Below are 16,281 nucleotides of genomic sequence, written 5' to 3'. Positions count from 1 at the left end.
TATCCATTGTTCCTTCCTGCGTCAGAAGCTGCCTCGCGCTCCGCAAGCAGGTGACGCTGTCCTACGAGCCGCCCCGGACGGCACCTTCTGGCCAGAAGCTCATCCTACGTCGCCGCGGCTCACTCGGCCCTGCAGGCCGGAGGCTCCTCGATGAGCGCCATCAATCGATCGATCTGGATGGGCTTGACGAGGTGTGTTTCGAACCCCGCCCGCTCCGAGCGCCGGAAATCCGACTCTTGCCCGTAACCGGTGATCGCGATCAGGCGAACCCGCTCGCCCGCCGGCTGCTCGCGGAGGCGCCGCGCGAGCTCGTAGCCGTCCATCACCGGTAGCCCGATGTCGAGCAGCGCGACGTCGGGCGCGAACTCCTCCGCGATCCGGAGCGCGGACGGGCCGTCGGAGGCGACGCGCATCGTGTAGCCCATGGCGCCCAGCGACTCGGCCAGGAGCTCGGCGGCATCGAAGTTGTCGTCCACGAGCAGGATGCGGCGCTGGCCGGCCGGAGACGGCGTCCGCTGCGCCCCGGGCGGAAGGCGCGCCGGCGCAGCCTCGGGCGAGCTCACGGTCGCCGCGGCCAGCAGCCGGATGGTGAACTCGCTCCCGCGCCCGCGGCCCTCGCTGTGCGCGCTCACGCGGCCGCCGTGCATCGCGACGAGGTTGTGGACGATGGCGAGGCCCAGGCCAAGGCCGCCCTGGGCTCGGTCGAGCGCCTGCCGCTCCTGCACGAAGCGCTCGAAGACGCTCGGCAGCATCTCGGGGGCGATGCCGATACCATTGTCGCGCACGGAGAGGACGACCTCGCCCTCCACGCGCCCGGCCCGGACGGCGATCTCACCGCCGCTCTCGGTGTACTTCGCGGCGTTCGTGAGCAGGTTCGAGACCACCTGGGCGAGCCGCATGACGTCGCCCTCCACGGCGAGGCCGGCAGAAGGGACAGCGATAGTGAGGTGGTGCCGGCGCTGCTCGAGCAGCGGGCTCGCCAGCTCGACCGCCTTGGCCACGACCTCCGCGATCTCGATCCGCTGCTTCTTCAGCTCGACCTTGCCCCGCGTGATCCGGGAGACGTCGAGCAGGTCGTCGACGAGCGCCGTCAGGTGCTTGATCTGGCGCTCGATGACGAGCCGCTCGCGCTCGGCATGCCCCCCGGCGCGCAGGCGCATCAGGTGGAGCGCCGTGACGATCGGGGCGAGCGGGTTCCGCAGCTCGTGGCCGAGCATCGCCAGGAACTCGTCCTTCGCGCGGTTCGCCCGCTCCGCGTCGCGCCGCGCGTCCTCCGCGCGGCGCAGCAGCTCCTCGCGCTCCCGCGCCGCCGCCTCGAGCTTCTTTCGCGCCCGCACGTACTCGGTGACGTCGAGCGCGACGACCAGGATCCGGGCGACGGCAGCGCCCGGGTCACGCATGGGGAGCAGGTTGAAGCTCCAGTACGACTCTTCCAGCACGCCGCGCCCGCGATCGAGGTCGAACCGGTAGTCGTGGGTGACGAACGGCTCGCCCGTCGCATAGGCCCGGTAGAAGACCTCGAGGAACGACGAGCCGACGACCTCAGGGAAGGCCTCCTGCAACGAGCGTCCGAGCACGTCACGGCCCACCATGGCCACAAAGTGGGGGTTCGCTACCTCGATGATGTGCTCGGGGCCACGGTAGACGGCGATCCCGACGGGCGCCTGCTCGAACAGCGCGAACAGCTGCTCGCGCTCCCGCTCCGCGGCGCGCCGGTGCTCGGCGAGCTGGAGGTGGGTCGCGACGCGCGCGACGAGCTCGCGCGCCGAGAACGGCTTCACGAGGTAATCGTCGGCGCCGGCCGCCAGCCCCTCGACGCGGGACTCCTCGCCCGCGCGCGCCGAGAGCATGATCACCGGCACGCCCTGCGTCGCCGGATCGGCGCGCAGCGCCCGGAGCAGGCCGAAGCCGTCGAGGCCCGGCATCATCACGTCGGCAATGACGAGATCCGGCGGCGACCGCCGGGCGATCTCGAGCGCGGCGGCGCCGTCGCTCACGGCCTCGACGGTCCACCGCGCATCGAGGATGCGCCGCACGTACATGCGCATATCGGCGTTGTCGTCGGCGAGGAGAACGCGCGCGCTCGGGTCGAACGGCGCCGAGACGTGGCCGGGCCCGGCGGGATCGGTCGAGGCGAGCGCCAGGGCGGGCGCCTCGTCGACGAGCTGCCACCGCAGCGCCTCCTCGACGTAGGGCGCGGCGCCGGTCGCCGTCGACGAGAGCATCTTCTCGGCGCGGATACGCTCCGGCGGGAGGTGCGCGGACCCGCGCGGGATCGCGACCGTGAACGCCGTCCCCTCGCCCACGCGGCTCCCCGCCTGGACGCTTCCGCCGTGCAGGCGCACCAGCTCGTGCACCAGCGCGAGCCCGATCCCGGAACCCTCGTGCGTGCGCGCGCGCGCTCCCTGGACGCGATGGAAGCGCTCGAAGAGGTGCGGCAGCTCGTGCTCGGGTACGCCGGTGCCCGTGTCGCGCACCACGAGCTCGACGTGGTCCCCGCGAAGGCGCAGCGACATGACGATCTCGCCCTCGAACGTGAACTTCAGGGCGTTGGACAGCAGGTTCAGCACGATCTTCTCCCACATGTCCCGGTCGACGAAGACCGGCTCCGGGAGCGCCGGGCAGTCCACCTTGAACGCGACCCCTGCTCGCTCTATCGCGGAGCGGAACGCGCTCGCGAGATCGGCGGTGAAGCCCGCGAGGTCCGTCGGCTCGTAGGACGCCTGCGCACGGTTCATCTCGAGGCGGGAGAAGTCGAGCAGCGCGTTGACCAGCTTGAGCAAGCGCAGCGCGTTGCGGTAGACGAGCAGAAGGTGCTCGCCGCAGAGCGCGCGCTCCGGCGACGCGAGCGCGTCCTCCAGGGGGCCGAGCATCAGCGTCAGCGGCGTCCGGAACTCGTGGCTCACGTTGCTGAAGAACAGCGTCTTCGCGCTGTCGATCGCGGCGAGCTCCTCGGCGCGCCTGCGCTCCTCCTCGTAAGCGCGCGCGTTCCCGATGGCCGTCACCACATGATCGGTGATCAGCCGGAACAGCCCGCGATACGGCTCGTCGAGCAGGCGATGCGGGCTCACGCCGCCGATGAGGAAGCCATAAGGACGAGGCTGCCCCGGCCGCGAGAGGGGCAGGACGATCGCCCGCTCGATCGCGCTGCCCCAGCGGCCGAGTGGCAAGGCGCCGAAGCGGGCCGCGAGATCGCAAACGAGGGGCTCGCCGGAGGCGCGCGCCGCCTCCGCGAGCGGCCAGGTCGAGGCCTCGCCGCCTCGGTCGTGGAGGGAGATGCGCGCCGGCTTCGCCGCCCCCTCGTAGCCGTCGAGCCCGCTCGCGCCAGCGAGGCGCGCATGGCCCGTATCGCCGTCCAGGAGGTAAAGCAGCGAGAACGGAAGATCGGCGACGTTCGCCGCGAAGATCTCCGCCGCTGTGGAGCACGCCTCCTCGGCAGACTTCGCCTGGGCGGAGCGCGTCGCGAGATCGCGCAGCATGCGGAGCTGGCGCGCGTCGAGGACTTGCTCCGTGGTCTCCTGCACCGTGATGATGACGCCGGCGACCCGCTGGTCGTTGCCGGGTATCGGGCTGAAGGAGAGCGTGAAGTACGTCTCCTCGACGAAGCCTCGCCGTTGCAGCGGGAGCAGGAGGTGCTCGCTCCACGTCGCGGCCCCCCCGTCGAGCACGGTCTGCGTCATCGGGCCGACGACGTCCCAGACCTCGGCCCAGACCTCGCGCGCCGGGGCGAGCACCGACGCAGGGTGCTTCATGCCCAGGATAGGCCGATAGGCATCGTTGTAGATCTGCAGCATCTCCGGCCCGACCAGCATGATCATGGGAAACCGATTGCCGAGCACGAGGCCGACCACGGTCTTCAGGCTGATCGGCCATGTCGCGACGGGGCCGAGCTTCGTCTTCGCCCAGTCGATCGAGCGCAGCAGGGCGCCCATCTCGCCGCCCCCGGCGAGGCAGCCCTCGGCGCTCGCGTCGAGGGCGCGGCCATCGGGCGAGGGCTCGACGACATCTGGAGACTTCTTCCCTATGCCGGCTGGCCGCATGCAGCGCCATCGTGGATGAAATCCACGGCTTTCGCCACCGGGACAGGGCGCATGCGGCTCAGGCGCCGCCGGCCTCGAGGCGCCCCGGCGGCCAGGACACGGGCGAGCGCGGCGTCATCCGGGGACGGCGCGAGGCGGCGTCACTCGCGGAGCCGCGTATCCGTGTTGTAGCCGCGCGGCGCGAGGGGCGAGAGCCTCTCCAGCCAGATCTGCTCGAGCAGCGTGAGCTCGTCCGCCACGGAGAACCCCGGCTCGTCCTTCTGCTGCACGACCTCGAGCACATCGAACGTGAAGGCGTCGGCGCCGTGCTGCTGCCAGTCCCGCTGGAGAGCCTGGTTCTGGTGCGCGCCGATGGACAGCGCGAAACGGTGCTTGTTGAGCGGCCCATGGAGGTTCGTGCTGCTGCCGAGCAGGACCTTGCCGTTCACCGTGTTCCTGACCTGGAAGATGCCCGCCTGCTTCGGGGTCTCGAGGTACTTCCGCTTCAGCTCCTTGCGCGTTTCCATCGTGCTCGCTCTCGCCTTCTTCGTCCCTGACCCGGGCGTCGTGTTCTCCGCCTCGGGTGTCGTGTCCTTCGCCTCAAGTGTCCTGGTCTGTTCCGCGATCAGCTCGTAGTGCAGCCCGTCGCGCGTCATGTATCCCTCGTCGACGAGCATGCGCCGGATCGTGCAGTGATCGGGATACAGGGTCTGGATGATCTCGTTCACCTCCTGCTCGCGGTAGCGCCGGCCCGCCTGGAACCTGCCCAGGAACTGCTCGAGCACGATGCGCCGCTTGCGCCACTGCTTCGGCATCTGGACGAGCACGCCCCCGCGGAAGAAGGCGCGCATCACCTGGCCCCGGGCTCGCTCCGCGCGCCGCCGCGCAGCGCCGTCGGCGGCGGAGGGGAGCGAGACGAGCTCCTTCAGCGTGAGGCGGAGCAGATCGTCGCGCAGCGCATAGACCAGGTAGTACTGGGTCTTCTGCTTCGTCACCAGCCCGGCCTCGTCGAGCTTCCGGAGGTGGAAGGAGACCGTGGACGGCGCGCGCCCCAGCCGCTCGGCCAGCTCCTCGGCGCAGTGCGGCCGCTCGATCAGGGCGTTCACCACCTGGAGCCGCGACGCGTCGGCGAGCGCCTTGAGCACGCCGATGCGCGCCTCGACGCCCAGCTCGCGCGCCGGGGGATCTGCTTCGATGATCATCAAAGTAAATCTAGGCGGCGCGGGGGCGCCGTCAATCTGTTTCGACAGTTATCGAACCGAAATCTCGCGGGACGGGCGTCGCTCGTTCAAGCGTCACCGTCGAGCGCACAGCCGGGCTCGGGTGGGAGCCGGGCGCGGGCGGGATGGGGTGGGAGATGACGAGCGCCGAGCCCGCAGGGGCGGCGGGCGCCGCCTGGGGACCCCACGTCAGGAGATCACGGCGAGCGATGCTGCGTCGCGGTCATGGACGGGCGCTGGCCGACGACGTCGAACCAGCGCGAAAGGCCGATCCGGCCGCTTCGCCACGCCCGATCCGGCCAGCGGAAGTCGAGGTAGCCGAGCGCGCAGGCGACCGAGATCGCGCCGATGTCCGCGAGCGCTCCCGACAGCGCACCGGCGTCGCGCTCCAGCCTGTCGAGGCTGGCCTCGATGGCAGCCGCCTGGCGCTGCATGACGCTGCTCGATCGCTCGTCGGATGGGCGATGCTCTTCGGCGAAGAGGCGCCCGGCAGCAGCGCTGATGCCGTCCGCGACGCCCTGCCGGAGCAAGGCGCTCCACCGCGCCTCTCCCGGCGCTGGATACAGCCCGCCGGCCGCGAGGTGATCCAGGTATTCGCAGAGGAGCGCCGACTCGAAGAGCACCTGTCCGTCCCCCAGCACCAGCGTCGGGACCTTGGCCAACGGGTTCAGCGACCGCAGCGCCGCGTCCGACCAGGGATTGACCAGCACAAGCTCGATCCGGTCTCCCAGCTGCAGCTCATGCGCGGTGACCCGCACCTTGCGAGCAAAGGGGGATGTGGGAGCGTAGAAGAGCCTCATGGAGAATAGCTCGTGACGAATCCACTCATCTGTTGGTATCTCAGCAAAGAGAAATTGAACAGGGAGGCGGGGAGACGGGGAGATCGCTGGGATTTTAAGGCGGCGGCCAGCGGACGCCGAGCCCCTGGTGCGGCGAGTCGGCGCTCAACCGGACGTCGTCCGCTGGAGCCGGCAGCGCGCGCCAGACGTCGGGGTGCTGATCGGGCTGCTTGCCCTGGCTCTCCGCGAGCGCCTCGTAGAGCGCGCCCTGGTGGAGGACGTGGGCTCCCTTGGGGTACGTCACGGCGCGCTCGTCCGGGCTGAGCGTCGCGCGGTCGGTCCACCACTCCAGGCGCCGGTAGTCCTCGTCGAGGCCGCTTCCCATGAAGTCTCGGAAGCGGACCCGCTCCACCGCGACCGTCGGATTGTCCTCGGCCTGCACGCTGTCGAAGAGCCACTTGATGAACGGATAGGGCCCGTCCACCCGGTTGCCCTTCAGGATGTGCGGGTTCGGCGCGTTGCTGCCCACCGCGAAGACCTGCACCGGCTCGTCCGCGTCGGGGTACACCTCGCCATAGTTGAAGTGGAAACCGAGGAAGACGTTGCGCTCGAAGCGTATCGTGGCGCCGGTGTCCACCGCGTGCGTGTACACCCCGCTCAGCGACGTGTCGGCGAAGTAGTTGTCCGTGAACGAGATCGTGTCCGACGGCGAGCGCGGATCGCCGTCCACGCGCGTCGGGAACAGCTCGACGAAGAGGTCGCCCGTCCCGATCACGAGGTTGTGGTGGAAGCTCGAGCTGCCGTAGCGCTGGCCGAACTGCACGTTGCCGTCCTGGTAATGGTCGAACGCCGACCGCCACCGGACCGCGCCCGGCCCTATGACGTTGTGGTGGATCTCGCAGTCCGAGCCGAGCTGCCCGACCTGCAGCGCCTCGGTGCCGGTGCGCAGGAACCGGTTATCGTACACCTCGAGGCGCTCGAAGGCATGCTGCGGCTGCGCCTGGGTGCTGCCGAAGTAGATCCCCTCCGAGCCGACGTCGTGCACGTAGAGGTCGTGGATCTTCACGTTGCGCATCGTGGCCTGCCCGTCGTCGTCGGTCTTGGCGACGATGCCGGCGAACTCGGCGCGCGCGACCTCGAGGGTATCCAGCTCGAAATCCGACGCTCCTCCGCCGATGGCCAGCCCCGAGAGGCCCTCTTTGCTGAACGCGTCGTCGATGAAGATGCCGTACGTCCCCTGGCCATGGGCGAACGCGCCCTCGGCGTGCCCCCGGAACCCCTCGTCTCCGGTCTTCGAGACAGGGTCGTGGCGGCCGGTCAGGATCCAGCCCTTTCCGCCCTTGATCACGAACACGTAGTTGGCGGCGTCGCCCCCGACCTCGACCTGTCCGCCGAGGTTCGTGATCACGAGCGGGCGCTCCGCGCTCCGCTCGGGCAGGCCGCCGAGCAGGATGCTCCGGTAGTGGCCAGCCGGAATGTAGAGCCGGTCGAGCGCGCTCCAGTCGACCTCCGGGAACGACCCGGCGAGATCGGGATAGGCGATCTCGGGGAGCTCACCCTCCCTCGGGGCTGGCTCCGGCAGCGTGAAGGTGGTCGTGGGCTGACCGAAACGGCCGTAGGCCGGGACGCCCGGCGTGGAGCCCCCCGCGCCAGGCGAGGAACCACCGGCGGCGCCCGCGCCCGACGTGGAGCCTCCGGCGGCGCCCGCGCCCGGCGCGGCGCCTCCGGCGCCAGCGGTGGACTCCGCATCATCGCCATCGCCGCCGCACGCCGCCATCGCGACGAGCAGGACACCTATCCTCGCGCCTTGCCGCATCCGCAGGAGGATACGGCATCCGCTGGGCGGGCCGCGCCGAAAGCCACGCACCGCGCGCCGGCGCGTGGGAGCTGGTGCTCAGATCCGGGTGGACATGATACCAGCTGCGCCGCTCAGCAGCGCTTCCCTCTCGTCAACCTGCGCGTCCGACGGTGTGCGCACCGTCGTGCTCTCGCCGCCTCGCCTGCCGGTAGCCGAGGGGGCTCACGCCGTGGGCGCGCGCGAAGGCGCGCCCGAACGCGGGCTCGCTGTCGTAGCCGACGCGGGCGGCGACGAGCTTCACCGGGAGCGTCGTCTCGCCGAGCAGGACGGCGGCGCGCTCGAGGCGCAGCCGGCGCACGTGATGGCCGAGCGGCTCGCCGAGCAGCGCCGTCGCGCGCGCCGCGAACGCGGATCGCGAGAGCCCGGCCGCTCGCGCGAGGTCCCCGAGCTCCCACGCGCGCTCGGGCGAGGCGCGCACCCGCGCGAGCGCGGCCGCGATCGGCTCGTCCCGGAGCGCGTCCCGCCGCGGCAGCGACGCCGCGGGGTCGCGCAGCGCGCTCGCGAAGAGCGCGTGCGCCCACGCTTCGCCGACGGAGCGGCGCAGCGCCGCCGACAGGGCCGGCGGGCCGGCGAGCAGCGCGAGCGTGTCGTTGAGCCAGCGCGCGAGCCCCGGCGTCGCGCCCGCGACGTGCACCGCCGGCGGCAGCAGGGCGACCCACGGGGCGCCCGCCGCGTCGACGTGCAGGTCGACGACGACGAGGCGCGTCTCCGGCGGGGCCTCCGTGGCCAGGGCGTCGTCGGCCACGGCGCGCATCCCGCGGCAGAGGGCCTCCGGGTGCGCGAGCGAGGTCGTCGGCCGATCGCGGATCGCGTGCTCCTCGGCGCGCGGCAGGAACACGAGCTCTCCCGCGCCGAGCGCGAGCCGCCGGCGCGCGACGTCGATCCACCCGCCGCCGCCGAGCGCCGCGTACACCCGGGCGGAGGCGCGCTGCGCCGGCTGCCGCTTGCCCCAGCGATCGCCGAGCGCGAAGCGCCTCACCTCGGCCTCGCGGAGCACGACGCTCCGGGCCAGCTCGTCGAACGCGGCGGACATGGCGCGATCGACTCTACATCACGCGGCGGGCCGCGCCACGCCGGCGCGCGCGACCCGCCACGAGGGCGGCGCCGGCCGTGGACCGTGGACGCGCGGATCGTGGAGCTGGACGCGCGGCAACCGCGGCGCCCCTACGCTGGCCTCGTCGACACGAAAGGAAAGGACATCCCATGACGCACCCCCAGCCGCATTCCCGTCCGCTCGACGCCGCGCAGGCGCTCGACGCGCTCCTCGATCTCATCGGCCGTGACATGAATCGCTGGCTCGACCTCTTCGCCGACGACGCAACCGTCGAGTTCCCGTACGCGCCGGCGCTCGGCGCGCCGGCGCGCCTCGAGGGGAAGGCGGCCATCCGGCGCCACTTCGAGGGCATCCTCCAGAGCTTCCACGGGCTCGAGCTCCGCGACGTGCGGCGGTATCCGACGACCGATCCCGACGTCGCGCTCGCCGAGGTGCACGGCTCGGCGACCATCGGGCCCGCGCGCAGACGCTACGAGCAGGACTATGTGATGATCGTCGCGACGAGGAACGGCCGAGTCGTACGCTACCGCGAGTACTGGAATCCAGCGCCCGTCCTCGAGGCCTTCGGCGGCGAGCTCGACGCCCATCGCGAGGGGGCGTCATGAGGGCGCGCGCAGGGAGAGATGGGCCGCTCGTCCTGATCACCGGCGGGACGGGCACCACCGGGCGAGCCGTCGCCGCGCGGCTCGCGGCCGCCGGCGCGCGCGTCCGCACCGCGAGCCGCGCGGCGCCCGCCGCCCGCGACGGCGTGGAGCACGCCCGCTTCGACTGGGCCGACGCCGCGACGCACGACGAGGCGCTCCGCGGCGCCGATCGCGTGTACCTCGTGGCGCCCGCGATGGTCGAGGATCCCTCGGCGCTCATGCTGCCCTTCGTCGAGCGCGCGCTCGCGCGCGGGGCTCGCCGCCTCGTCCTGCTCAGCGCGTCGCCCGTGGCGGAGGGGAGCCCCGGGCTCGGCCTCGTCCACCGCGCGCTCCGCGAGCGCGCTCCGGAGTGGACCGTCCTCCGACCGTCGTGGTTCATGCAGAACTTCATCGACCCGCGCCACCCGCACGCGGCGGCGATCGCCGGGCGAGGCGAGCTCACGACCGCGACGGGCGGCGGCCGCGTCGGCTTCGTCGACGCCGACGATATCGCGGAGGTCGCCGCGCGCGCGCTCCTCGACGGCGCGCCGCACAACACATCTCACGTCATCACCGGCCCGGAGGCGCTCAGCTACGATGACGTGGCGGCCATCGTGTCCCGCATCGCCGGCCGGGCGATACGCCACGTCCGCCCCGGCGAGGAGGACGCTCGGGCATACCTCGTCCGGGCGGGTATCCCATCGCCCTACGCCGCGTTCCTTGTGAGCCTCGATCTCGCCATCCGCGACGGGGCTGAGGACCGCGTCACCGACGTCGTTCAGCGCGTGACAGGCCGCGCGCCCCGCGCCTTCGGCGACCTCGCGCGCGCCCACGCGCACGTCTTCCGTGGGGAGCCCAGCGCGCGCCGAGGCGGCCCGGCCGCGTAGCGACGTCGAGCCGCTGAGCCCGCCGCATCCAGCCGACAAGCGAGCTCCACGACGACTCGCCTTCACGCTCTCCCGATGTGCCCGACCCCACCGCGACGACCACACCGCTCGTCCAGCTCCCCGTTCTCCTGTAACCTGAGCAGCTGCGGGCAGGCAGCGCCTTCGCGGATACCGCACCTCGGGCGCTCATCGGGCCGGACAAGTCAAGGTCGAAGCACGACCGGGGGAGATTGGCGATGGGGACGAAGGACCGCGTGGAAGACTGGCATGATGTCCTGGACAACGCTTCGCTGGGCGTCCATCTGGTGGACGCGAACGGCAAGATCCTGTGGGCGAACAAGCTCGAGCTCGAGCTCCTCGGTTATGCGCGCGAGGAGTACATCAATCGACATGTCACCGACTTCCACGTCGACAAGGACGTGATAGACCAGATCCTCTGCTCGCTCGCGGGCACCGGCAAGCTGGCCTCCTACCCGGCCCGCCTCCGCGCCAAGGACGGCAGCATGAAGCACGTGCTCATCAACTCCAACGTCTTCAAGCGGGACGGCCAGTTCGTCCACACGCGCTGCTTCACGAGCTGTATCTCGGAGACGGTCTATGAGCAGCTCAAGAGCGAGATGCTCCGGGGGCGTCGTGCCGGGTGAGCGGGCGCAGGCGATCCTACGCTACATCGAGCAGCTCAAGGAGGGAGACGCGGATGCAGCCCTCGCCGAGGGATCGGACCCTGGCGACGATCTCGGCGCGATCGCGGCGGCGCTGGGGGAGCTCGGGGATGCGCTGAGGGAGCGGGAGGAGCTCGTCCAGATCGCCCAGGCGGTCGCGGCGAGCGACCTGAGGCGGCTCGACGACCTCGCGCAGGAGCTCTCGCGCACGAGGGCCCTCAACGCGGAACAGCAGGCGACGATCCGCGCGCTGTCGACGCCGATCATCCAGGTCTGGGAGGGCGTGCTGATGATGCCGGTGCTCGGAGCGGTCGATCTCTGCCGGGCGGACCAGATGATGCAGGGGCTCCTCGGCGCGGTGTCGAACACCCATTGCAGGGTGGTGATCATCGATCTGACCGGCGTCGACTCCATCGACGCCTCGCTCGGGAACATCCTTCTGTCGCTGGTCCGAGCGGTGGAGCTCCTCGGGGCGAAAGGGATCATCGTGGGCATCCGGCCCGACGTGGCGCGCGGCCTCCTCGTGGACGGCGTGGACATGTCGCGGGTATCCACCATCGCGCGGCTCCGCGACGCGCTCGTCCTCTGCATGAAGCAGGCGCCGCGGCGCGCGGGCCAGCTCAACTGACGCGCCGGGCGACGCGCCGGGCGACGCCGGACGCGCGTCACCCGTGCCAGAGCTCCTTCACCCCGTCGGCCATGAACTGCACGGCGATGGCCGCCAGGATGAGGCCCATGACGCGCTCGAGCACGGCCATGCCGGACGCCTTGAGCGCCCGCTGCACGAGCCCCGCGCCGCGCAGCACGAAGTAGGAGGCCACGAAGGTGATGGCCACGCCGGCGAGCACCAGCCCCATGGCCACGGGGTCGTTGCCCCCGCGCGCCATCAGCACCATCACCGTGGCGAGGGCGCCCGGCCCGGCGAGGAGCGGCATGGCCAGGGGCACGAGCGCCACGTCCTCCTTCGCGATGCCCTCCTGCTCCTCGGACGGGGTGGTGCGCGTCGCCGAGGAGCGGGCGCGCAGCATGTCGAGCGCCGTGACGAGCAAGAGCAGCCCGCCCGCGACGCGGAACGCGGCCAGCGAGACGCCGAAGACCTTGAAGACGACGCCGCCGAAGAGGGCGAAGAACAGCATGAGCCCGCCGGCGACGGCGCACGCCCGCCGCGCCGTGCGCCGCACCTTCTCCGGCGGATCGCCCGCGGTCATCGTCAGGAACAGCGGCACGATGCCGAGCGGATCCACGACGAAGAAGATCGCCGACAGCGAGACGAGGAAGACCGAGACGTAATGGGCCATGCTCATCGGATGCGTCGCGGCCCCCGCGGGCCAGGCCCATCTCCCACATCCCGGGCGGCCGCGCCAGAACAGCGCCGCGGAGGGACGACGGTGCGGTAGCGAACCGGCGTGATCCGTCGGATCCCACGGGACTTCGGTGGGACGTGACGACGGATCACATCCCCTCGGCACGACGCGATCGGGCGGCGGCTCGATCTGGCGACAGCACCGGAGGGGTGAGAAAGCTTGGGGCGGCGGTCGGGCCCATTCCCGGATACCCCCTCCAGCGTTAGTCTATCGTCCTGGATGAGGCGCGGTAGCTCCGCGGTGTGCCTCGTAGGCCCCCGGAGACGAGCGGGATGGGACGAGCAGGATCTCCATGGGCTCACGCATGTCCGTCCGCTCGCTTCATCCGTCACAGCCCCTCACCAGCGGAGCTCGTCCGGCAGGAACTCCGCGATTAGGTCCTTGTAGAACGGCTTCAGCCGCTCAACGTCCGGCGGGTCATCGGCCTTCGAGTACAGATCGTACGGGTTGAAGCGCCGCACCCATTCCATCATCCGCCGATCTTGCTCGTTCATCAGGTGCCCGTACGCGCCCTCGCGGTGCGCCGCGTAGAACGAGTGATATCGGATGATGGCGAGCGCCTCGAGCGGCAGGTGGTCCTTCACCACATAATACAGGTACTCGTCGTGTCCCCACGACATGTGTATCCGGGAGAGCCCCGCGCCCTCCTCGTAAATCCCGCATGGCGTCTGGTACACCGGGTTCGCCATGTCCGGGTTACGCGCGAAGAGCTCGGGGAAGATGATCCGCTCCGAGGTTGCACAGCCCACCGGGAAGGTGTCGCCCACCACGGCCCACTGCGGCTCGCCCCACGTGCACAGGATCTTCCCGGCGTCGTGGATCAGCGCGGTCAGCACGAACCACGGCGGCTGCCCGTCCCGCCGCGCCGCCTCCGCGGACTGGAGCGCATGTGCGATCTGCGACAGCTCCGTGTCTGGATCGCTGTCGTCGACCACCCGATCGAGCAGCTCGAGCGCCTCCCACATGCCCATCCGGCGCCGGTCGAGGCCGAGGTACTGCCGCTCTTTCTCCCGCACGAAGGCGAGCGTCTGCCCCTCGTGGTTCAGCCGGTAAAGCTCCTTCACGCTCGGCCGCGCGTCCTCGCGGTAATCGCGGAACGCCGAAGTTTCCCTCTTTTCCGCTGCTGCGCGCGCGGCGCTCCCCTCCACACCCGACGTCTGCACACGCTTCTCGCTCATCGCTCAGGCCCATAGCGTACCCCCCCTGTCCAGCGCCAGCGCCTGAGACCAGCACGATATCGGAGCGGCAAGTACGAGCCGCGCGATCGGCTCGCGGTGCTGCGGGTCACCAACGTTTACGTTTACGTTTACGCTTACGTTTACGTGGTCGTGGTCGTGGTCGTGGTCGTGGTCGTCAACGATAGGCCGTGAACGACCACGACCACGACCACGACCACGACCACGACCACGACCACGTAAACGTTCGGATGTGGGAGAACGCGGCGCGAAGCGTGGTTAACGCCTATGGGGGCCCGGGTTGGGGCCATGGCGCGCCGGCCTGGATCGCTCCTCGGCTGGCTCGCTCAATCGAGCGGCACAGGCGAGGACGCCGAGGCGACCAGGTAATCGTGCGCGAAGGCCCCGCGCTCCTTCGCGAGGGCGAGCGGGACCGGCCGGTAGAGCAGCGTGGCGGTGACGTTCGCGGTCGCCGAGCAGCCCGCGGGGATCGCGAAGCCGTGCGACGTCACCGCGACGCCCCCCGGCGCGATGCGGTTGTCGCTGGCGATATCGACGGCGCGGTGCTGCGGCGCGTGCCGCGCGCCCGCCGGATCGACGAGCACCTTGGCGAAGGTGTAGCCCGCGGCGCCGGCGAACGCGGCCGCGGGCTGGCCGTCGGCGGGCGCGGTGGCGAGGGGCGCGCCGAGGTAGACGATATCCCCGTCCTGCGCGGGGATCGCGCCGCTCAGGGTGATCGCGCCGCCGCCCGCGGCGACCACCCGCGCCTCGCCGACCGGCGCGCGGACCTCGAGGCCCTTGTCCGCGGCGTCGATCGACGGGTCCGCGAAGCGGCCGATGCCGGTGTAATCGTCGTAGACGCCGGTCGGGCGGACGATCCGCACCACGTCGCCCGCCCTCGCGCGCGCCGCGCCCTCCTCCCAGGCGAGCTGGGCGCCCGTCAGGGCCGCGCCCTGGCCGACGCGCGCCTCCGCGAGCGCGCCGCCGGTGTCGTTCACCGTCATGCCGCTCGACGGCGAAAGGGGCGCGCCGCACGCCTCCGCCGCGACGAGGAGCACGAGCGCGCGCATCGGCTCCCCGGTCGGAACGGCGTGGCCCGCCGCGCCTCCGGCCAGGGAGACCGTGACCGCGAGCTCGCCCGGCGCCGCCGAGGCGTCGATGCGGACCTCGACCGCGCCCTGGATGAGCCGCGGGGACCCCTCCAGCGGGCCGCGGAAAATATGGGAGCGGACCGTCCCCGCCGGGCGGACGAAGCCGAGCGAGACGCTCGCGTTCGCCTCGTTCGTCACGTCGAGGCTGCTCTTCAGCGAGAGGACCCCTGGCATGTGGCAGGCCTGGCATTGCGTGGCCGGGCGGTTCCAGGAGCTCGCGGCCCACTCGGAGAACGTCTGATGGATCGGGAGCCCGTCGGGCCAGCGGACCGGATCGAGCGCCGCGCCCGGCAGGAGCGCCGCCTGCTTCTGCTCGTGGCAGCCGCCGCAGAACTCCGAGGCCGAGAACTTCGGCTGGTAGCTGCCGCCCATGAACCTGTTCGGCACGTCCGGCCGCGGGCCGAACATCACCTCCAGGAGCCTCGACGAGGGATCGGGGGAGCTCCTCTCCTGCGGGCGCTGGACGATCAGGGCGCCGGCGACCCCGGGCGGCTTGCTCAGATCGACGTCGCGGATCTTGTGGCAAGCGTCGCAGTGGTCGCCCTTCTCGAACGCGATGCCGGTGGCCTCGAGGAGGTCTCGCCCGCCCGCGGGGCCGTCGATCCCCGCGGCGTGGCAGTCGGCGCACGCGCCGAACGCCGCCGGGCGCACCGCCTCGGGCAGCGCGGGATCGTCGCACGACGGCTGCGCTCCCCCGCCGCAGGACGGGTTGAGATCCGGAAGCACGCCGCTCCCGAGATAACACCGCATCGCGGCGCCCCCCTCGCTCCCCGGGACGCGTCCAGCCTTCCAGCGCCCGCCCGCGGCGCCGCACGAGGCCTCGTCCGTGTGGGCCATCGAGACCCCGGCGTAGATGGCCTGGAGGAGCGGGCTCCTGGCCGACCGCGCGTGCCCCGACTCGAGGAACTGGGCCACGAGCGTCGTGTGGCAGTGATCGCAGAACCGCGTCGAGTTGTGCGGGTCGCCGTCGCCCGGATCGCCGTAGGTGTAGCCGAGCGCGTTGTCCGGCGGCGACGCGCGGCGAATAGGGATCTCCACCGGCCCGTCGGGGACGACCTCGAATTCGATGCCGTCCGTCCGGTATCCGATCTTCGCCGCGACAACGGTCGGCTGGCCCGGGATGTCCCGCGTGATCTCGATGGAGAACGCGCCGTCCGGGCCGGTCACGAGGGCCGGCTCCCCGCCGGCCTGCATCACGATGGCGCCCTCGAGCGGCGCCGCGCCGTCGGTGACGACGCCGGTCACCGTGAACACGCGCGGCAGCTCCTCCAGCGCGCCTCCAAAGCCCGTGGCCACGCTCACGTACGTGGTCGTCGTCACCGGGTGCGCGCCCGCGCCCTGGCCACCACCGCCGTGGCCGCCCGGCGGCGCCTCCGAGCACGCGCCGCCGAGCACGCAGGCGGCGAGCGCCGCCGGAAGCGTGGAGGTTCGCAGCCGGGTCAGGGGTCGCGCCGCCGTTCGCATCCCGGGGATCGCCACCGTAAACCCG

Annotated in this window: 12 protein-coding genes; 4 read left to right on the top strand and 8 right to left on the bottom strand. The window is 71.6% G+C overall.

Going from position 1 to position 16,281, the window contains the following annotated elements; translation table 11 throughout:
* Positions 1 to 119 precede the first annotated feature (119 nt).
* From WME82_RS04010 to WME82_RS03990, 5 genes are all read right to left on the bottom strand, one after another.
* Entirely contained in the window at positions 120 to 4,040 is a 3,921-nt protein-coding gene (locus WME82_RS04010) for an ATP-binding protein (RefSeq protein ID WP_438041734.1), read from the bottom strand.
* Between the two features lie 140 nt (positions 4,041 to 4,180).
* On the bottom strand, positions 4,181 to 5,221 hold the full coding sequence (locus WME82_RS04005; protein ID WP_438041733.1) for a metalloregulator ArsR/SmtB family transcription factor: 1,041 nt from the start codon (positions 5,219 to 5,221) through the stop codon (positions 4,181 to 4,183).
* 215 nt (positions 5,222 to 5,436) lie between these two features.
* Positions 5,437 to 6,039: a glutathione S-transferase N-terminal domain-containing protein gene (locus tag WME82_RS04000; RefSeq protein WP_438041732.1), complete on the bottom strand. Its 603-nt coding sequence runs from the start codon at positions 6,037 to 6,039 to the stop codon at positions 5,437 to 5,439.
* Between the two features lie 94 nt (positions 6,040 to 6,133).
* The gene (locus WME82_RS03995) at positions 6,134 to 7,834 is read right to left on the bottom strand and encodes a right-handed parallel beta-helix repeat-containing protein (RefSeq protein ID WP_437865039.1); all 1,701 of its coding nucleotides are present in this window, start codon (positions 7,832 to 7,834) and stop codon (positions 6,134 to 6,136) included.
* Positions 7,835 to 7,967: 133 nt separating this feature from the next.
* Positions 7,968 to 8,909: a helix-turn-helix domain-containing protein gene (locus tag WME82_RS03990; protein ID WP_437744203.1), complete on the bottom strand. Its 942-nt coding sequence runs from the start codon at positions 8,907 to 8,909 to the stop codon at positions 7,968 to 7,970.
* Between the two features lie 170 nt (positions 8,910 to 9,079).
* On the opposite strand from WME82_RS03990, the gene WME82_RS03985 reads away from it, so the two are divergent.
* The 4 genes from WME82_RS03985 to WME82_RS03970 all read left to right on the top strand — a co-directional run bounded on the left by WME82_RS03985 (position 9,080) and on the right by WME82_RS03970 (position 11,730).
* Positions 9,080 to 9,535: a nuclear transport factor 2 family protein gene (locus WME82_RS03985; RefSeq protein WP_438041731.1), complete on the top strand. Its 456-nt coding sequence runs from the start codon at positions 9,080 to 9,082 to the stop codon at positions 9,533 to 9,535.
* Complete coding sequence (locus tag WME82_RS03980; protein WP_438041730.1) at positions 9,532 to 10,440, top strand: NAD(P)H-binding protein; 909 nt, start codon at positions 9,532 to 9,534, stop codon at positions 10,438 to 10,440. The genes WME82_RS03985 and WME82_RS03980 overlap by 4 nt, the downstream gene beginning before the upstream one ends.
* 236 nt (positions 10,441 to 10,676) lie before the next feature.
* Positions 10,677 to 11,084, top strand: a complete 408-nt coding sequence (locus tag WME82_RS03975; protein ID WP_437531912.1) for a PAS domain S-box protein — start codon at positions 10,677 to 10,679, stop codon at positions 11,082 to 11,084.
* A complete protein-coding gene (locus WME82_RS03970; RefSeq protein WP_438041729.1) occupies positions 11,038 to 11,730 on the top strand; it encodes an STAS domain-containing protein in 693 nt (230 codons plus the stop codon). Before WME82_RS03975 ends, WME82_RS03970 begins: the two co-directional genes overlap by 47 nt.
* A gap of 37 nt (positions 11,731 to 11,767) precedes the next feature.
* Here WME82_RS03970 and WME82_RS03965 read toward each other — a convergent pair whose 3' ends face one another.
* The 3 genes from WME82_RS03965 to WME82_RS03955 all read right to left on the bottom strand — a co-directional run bounded on the left by WME82_RS03965 (position 11,768) and on the right by WME82_RS03955 (position 16,256).
* Positions 11,768 to 12,400: a MarC family protein gene (locus WME82_RS03965; RefSeq protein WP_437744198.1), complete on the bottom strand. Its 633-nt coding sequence runs from the start codon at positions 12,398 to 12,400 to the stop codon at positions 11,768 to 11,770.
* 404 nt (positions 12,401 to 12,804) lie between these two features.
* Positions 12,805 to 13,644: an inositol oxygenase family protein gene (locus WME82_RS03960; RefSeq protein ID WP_438041728.1), complete on the bottom strand. Its 840-nt coding sequence runs from the start codon at positions 13,642 to 13,644 to the stop codon at positions 12,805 to 12,807.
* Positions 13,645 to 13,988: 344 nt separating this feature from the next.
* Complete coding sequence (locus WME82_RS03955) at positions 13,989 to 16,256, bottom strand: hypothetical protein (RefSeq protein WP_438041727.1); 2,268 nt, start codon at positions 16,254 to 16,256, stop codon at positions 13,989 to 13,991.
* Positions 16,257 to 16,281 lie beyond the last annotated feature (25 nt).

This window comes from Sorangium sp. So ce128, assembly GCF_051525245.1.
GTDB lineage: Bacteria > Myxococcota_A > Polyangia > Polyangiales > Polyangiaceae > Sorangium > Sorangium cellulosum_B.
This window is presented reverse-complemented; position numbering and strand designations above follow the sequence as displayed.

Bases quoted from the DNA above. Each gene is read 5' to 3' on its own strand.
- WME82_RS03960 (WP_438041728.1), bottom strand. From the start codon at position 13,644: ATGAGCGAGAAGCGTGTGCAGACGTCGGGTGTGGAGGGGAGCGCCGCG.
- WME82_RS03990 (WP_437744203.1), bottom strand. From the start codon at position 8,909: ATGTCCGCCGCGTTCGACGAGCTGGCCCGGAGCGTCGTGCTCCGCGAG.
- WME82_RS03965 (WP_437744198.1), bottom strand. From the start codon at position 12,400: ATGGCCCATTACGTCTCGGTCTTCCTCGTCTCGCTGTCGGCGATCTTC.
- WME82_RS04010 (WP_438041734.1), bottom strand. From the start codon at position 4,040: ATGCGGCCAGCCGGCATAGGGAAGAAGTCTCCAGATGTCGTCGAGCCC.
- WME82_RS03985 (WP_438041731.1), top strand. From the start codon at position 9,080: ATGACGCACCCCCAGCCGCATTCCCGTCCGCTCGACGCCGCGCAGGCG.
- WME82_RS04000 (WP_438041732.1), bottom strand. From the start codon at position 6,039: ATGAGGCTCTTCTACGCTCCCACATCCCCCTTTGCTCGCAAGGTGCGG.
- WME82_RS03955 (WP_438041727.1), bottom strand. From the start codon at position 16,256: ATGCGAACGGCGGCGCGACCCCTGACCCGGCTGCGAACCTCCACGCTT.
- WME82_RS03995 (WP_437865039.1), bottom strand. From the start codon at position 7,834: ATGCGGCAAGGCGCGAGGATAGGTGTCCTGCTCGTCGCGATGGCGGCG.
- WME82_RS03975 (WP_437531912.1), top strand. From the start codon at position 10,677: ATGGGGACGAAGGACCGCGTGGAAGACTGGCATGATGTCCTGGACAAC.
- WME82_RS03970 (WP_438041729.1), top strand. From the start codon at position 11,038: ATGAGCAGCTCAAGAGCGAGATGCTCCGGGGGCGTCGTGCCGGGTGAG.
- WME82_RS04005 (WP_438041733.1), bottom strand. From the start codon at position 5,221: ATGATCATCGAAGCAGATCCCCCGGCGCGCGAGCTGGGCGTCGAGGCG.
- WME82_RS03980 (WP_438041730.1), top strand. From the start codon at position 9,532: ATGAGGGCGCGCGCAGGGAGAGATGGGCCGCTCGTCCTGATCACCGGC.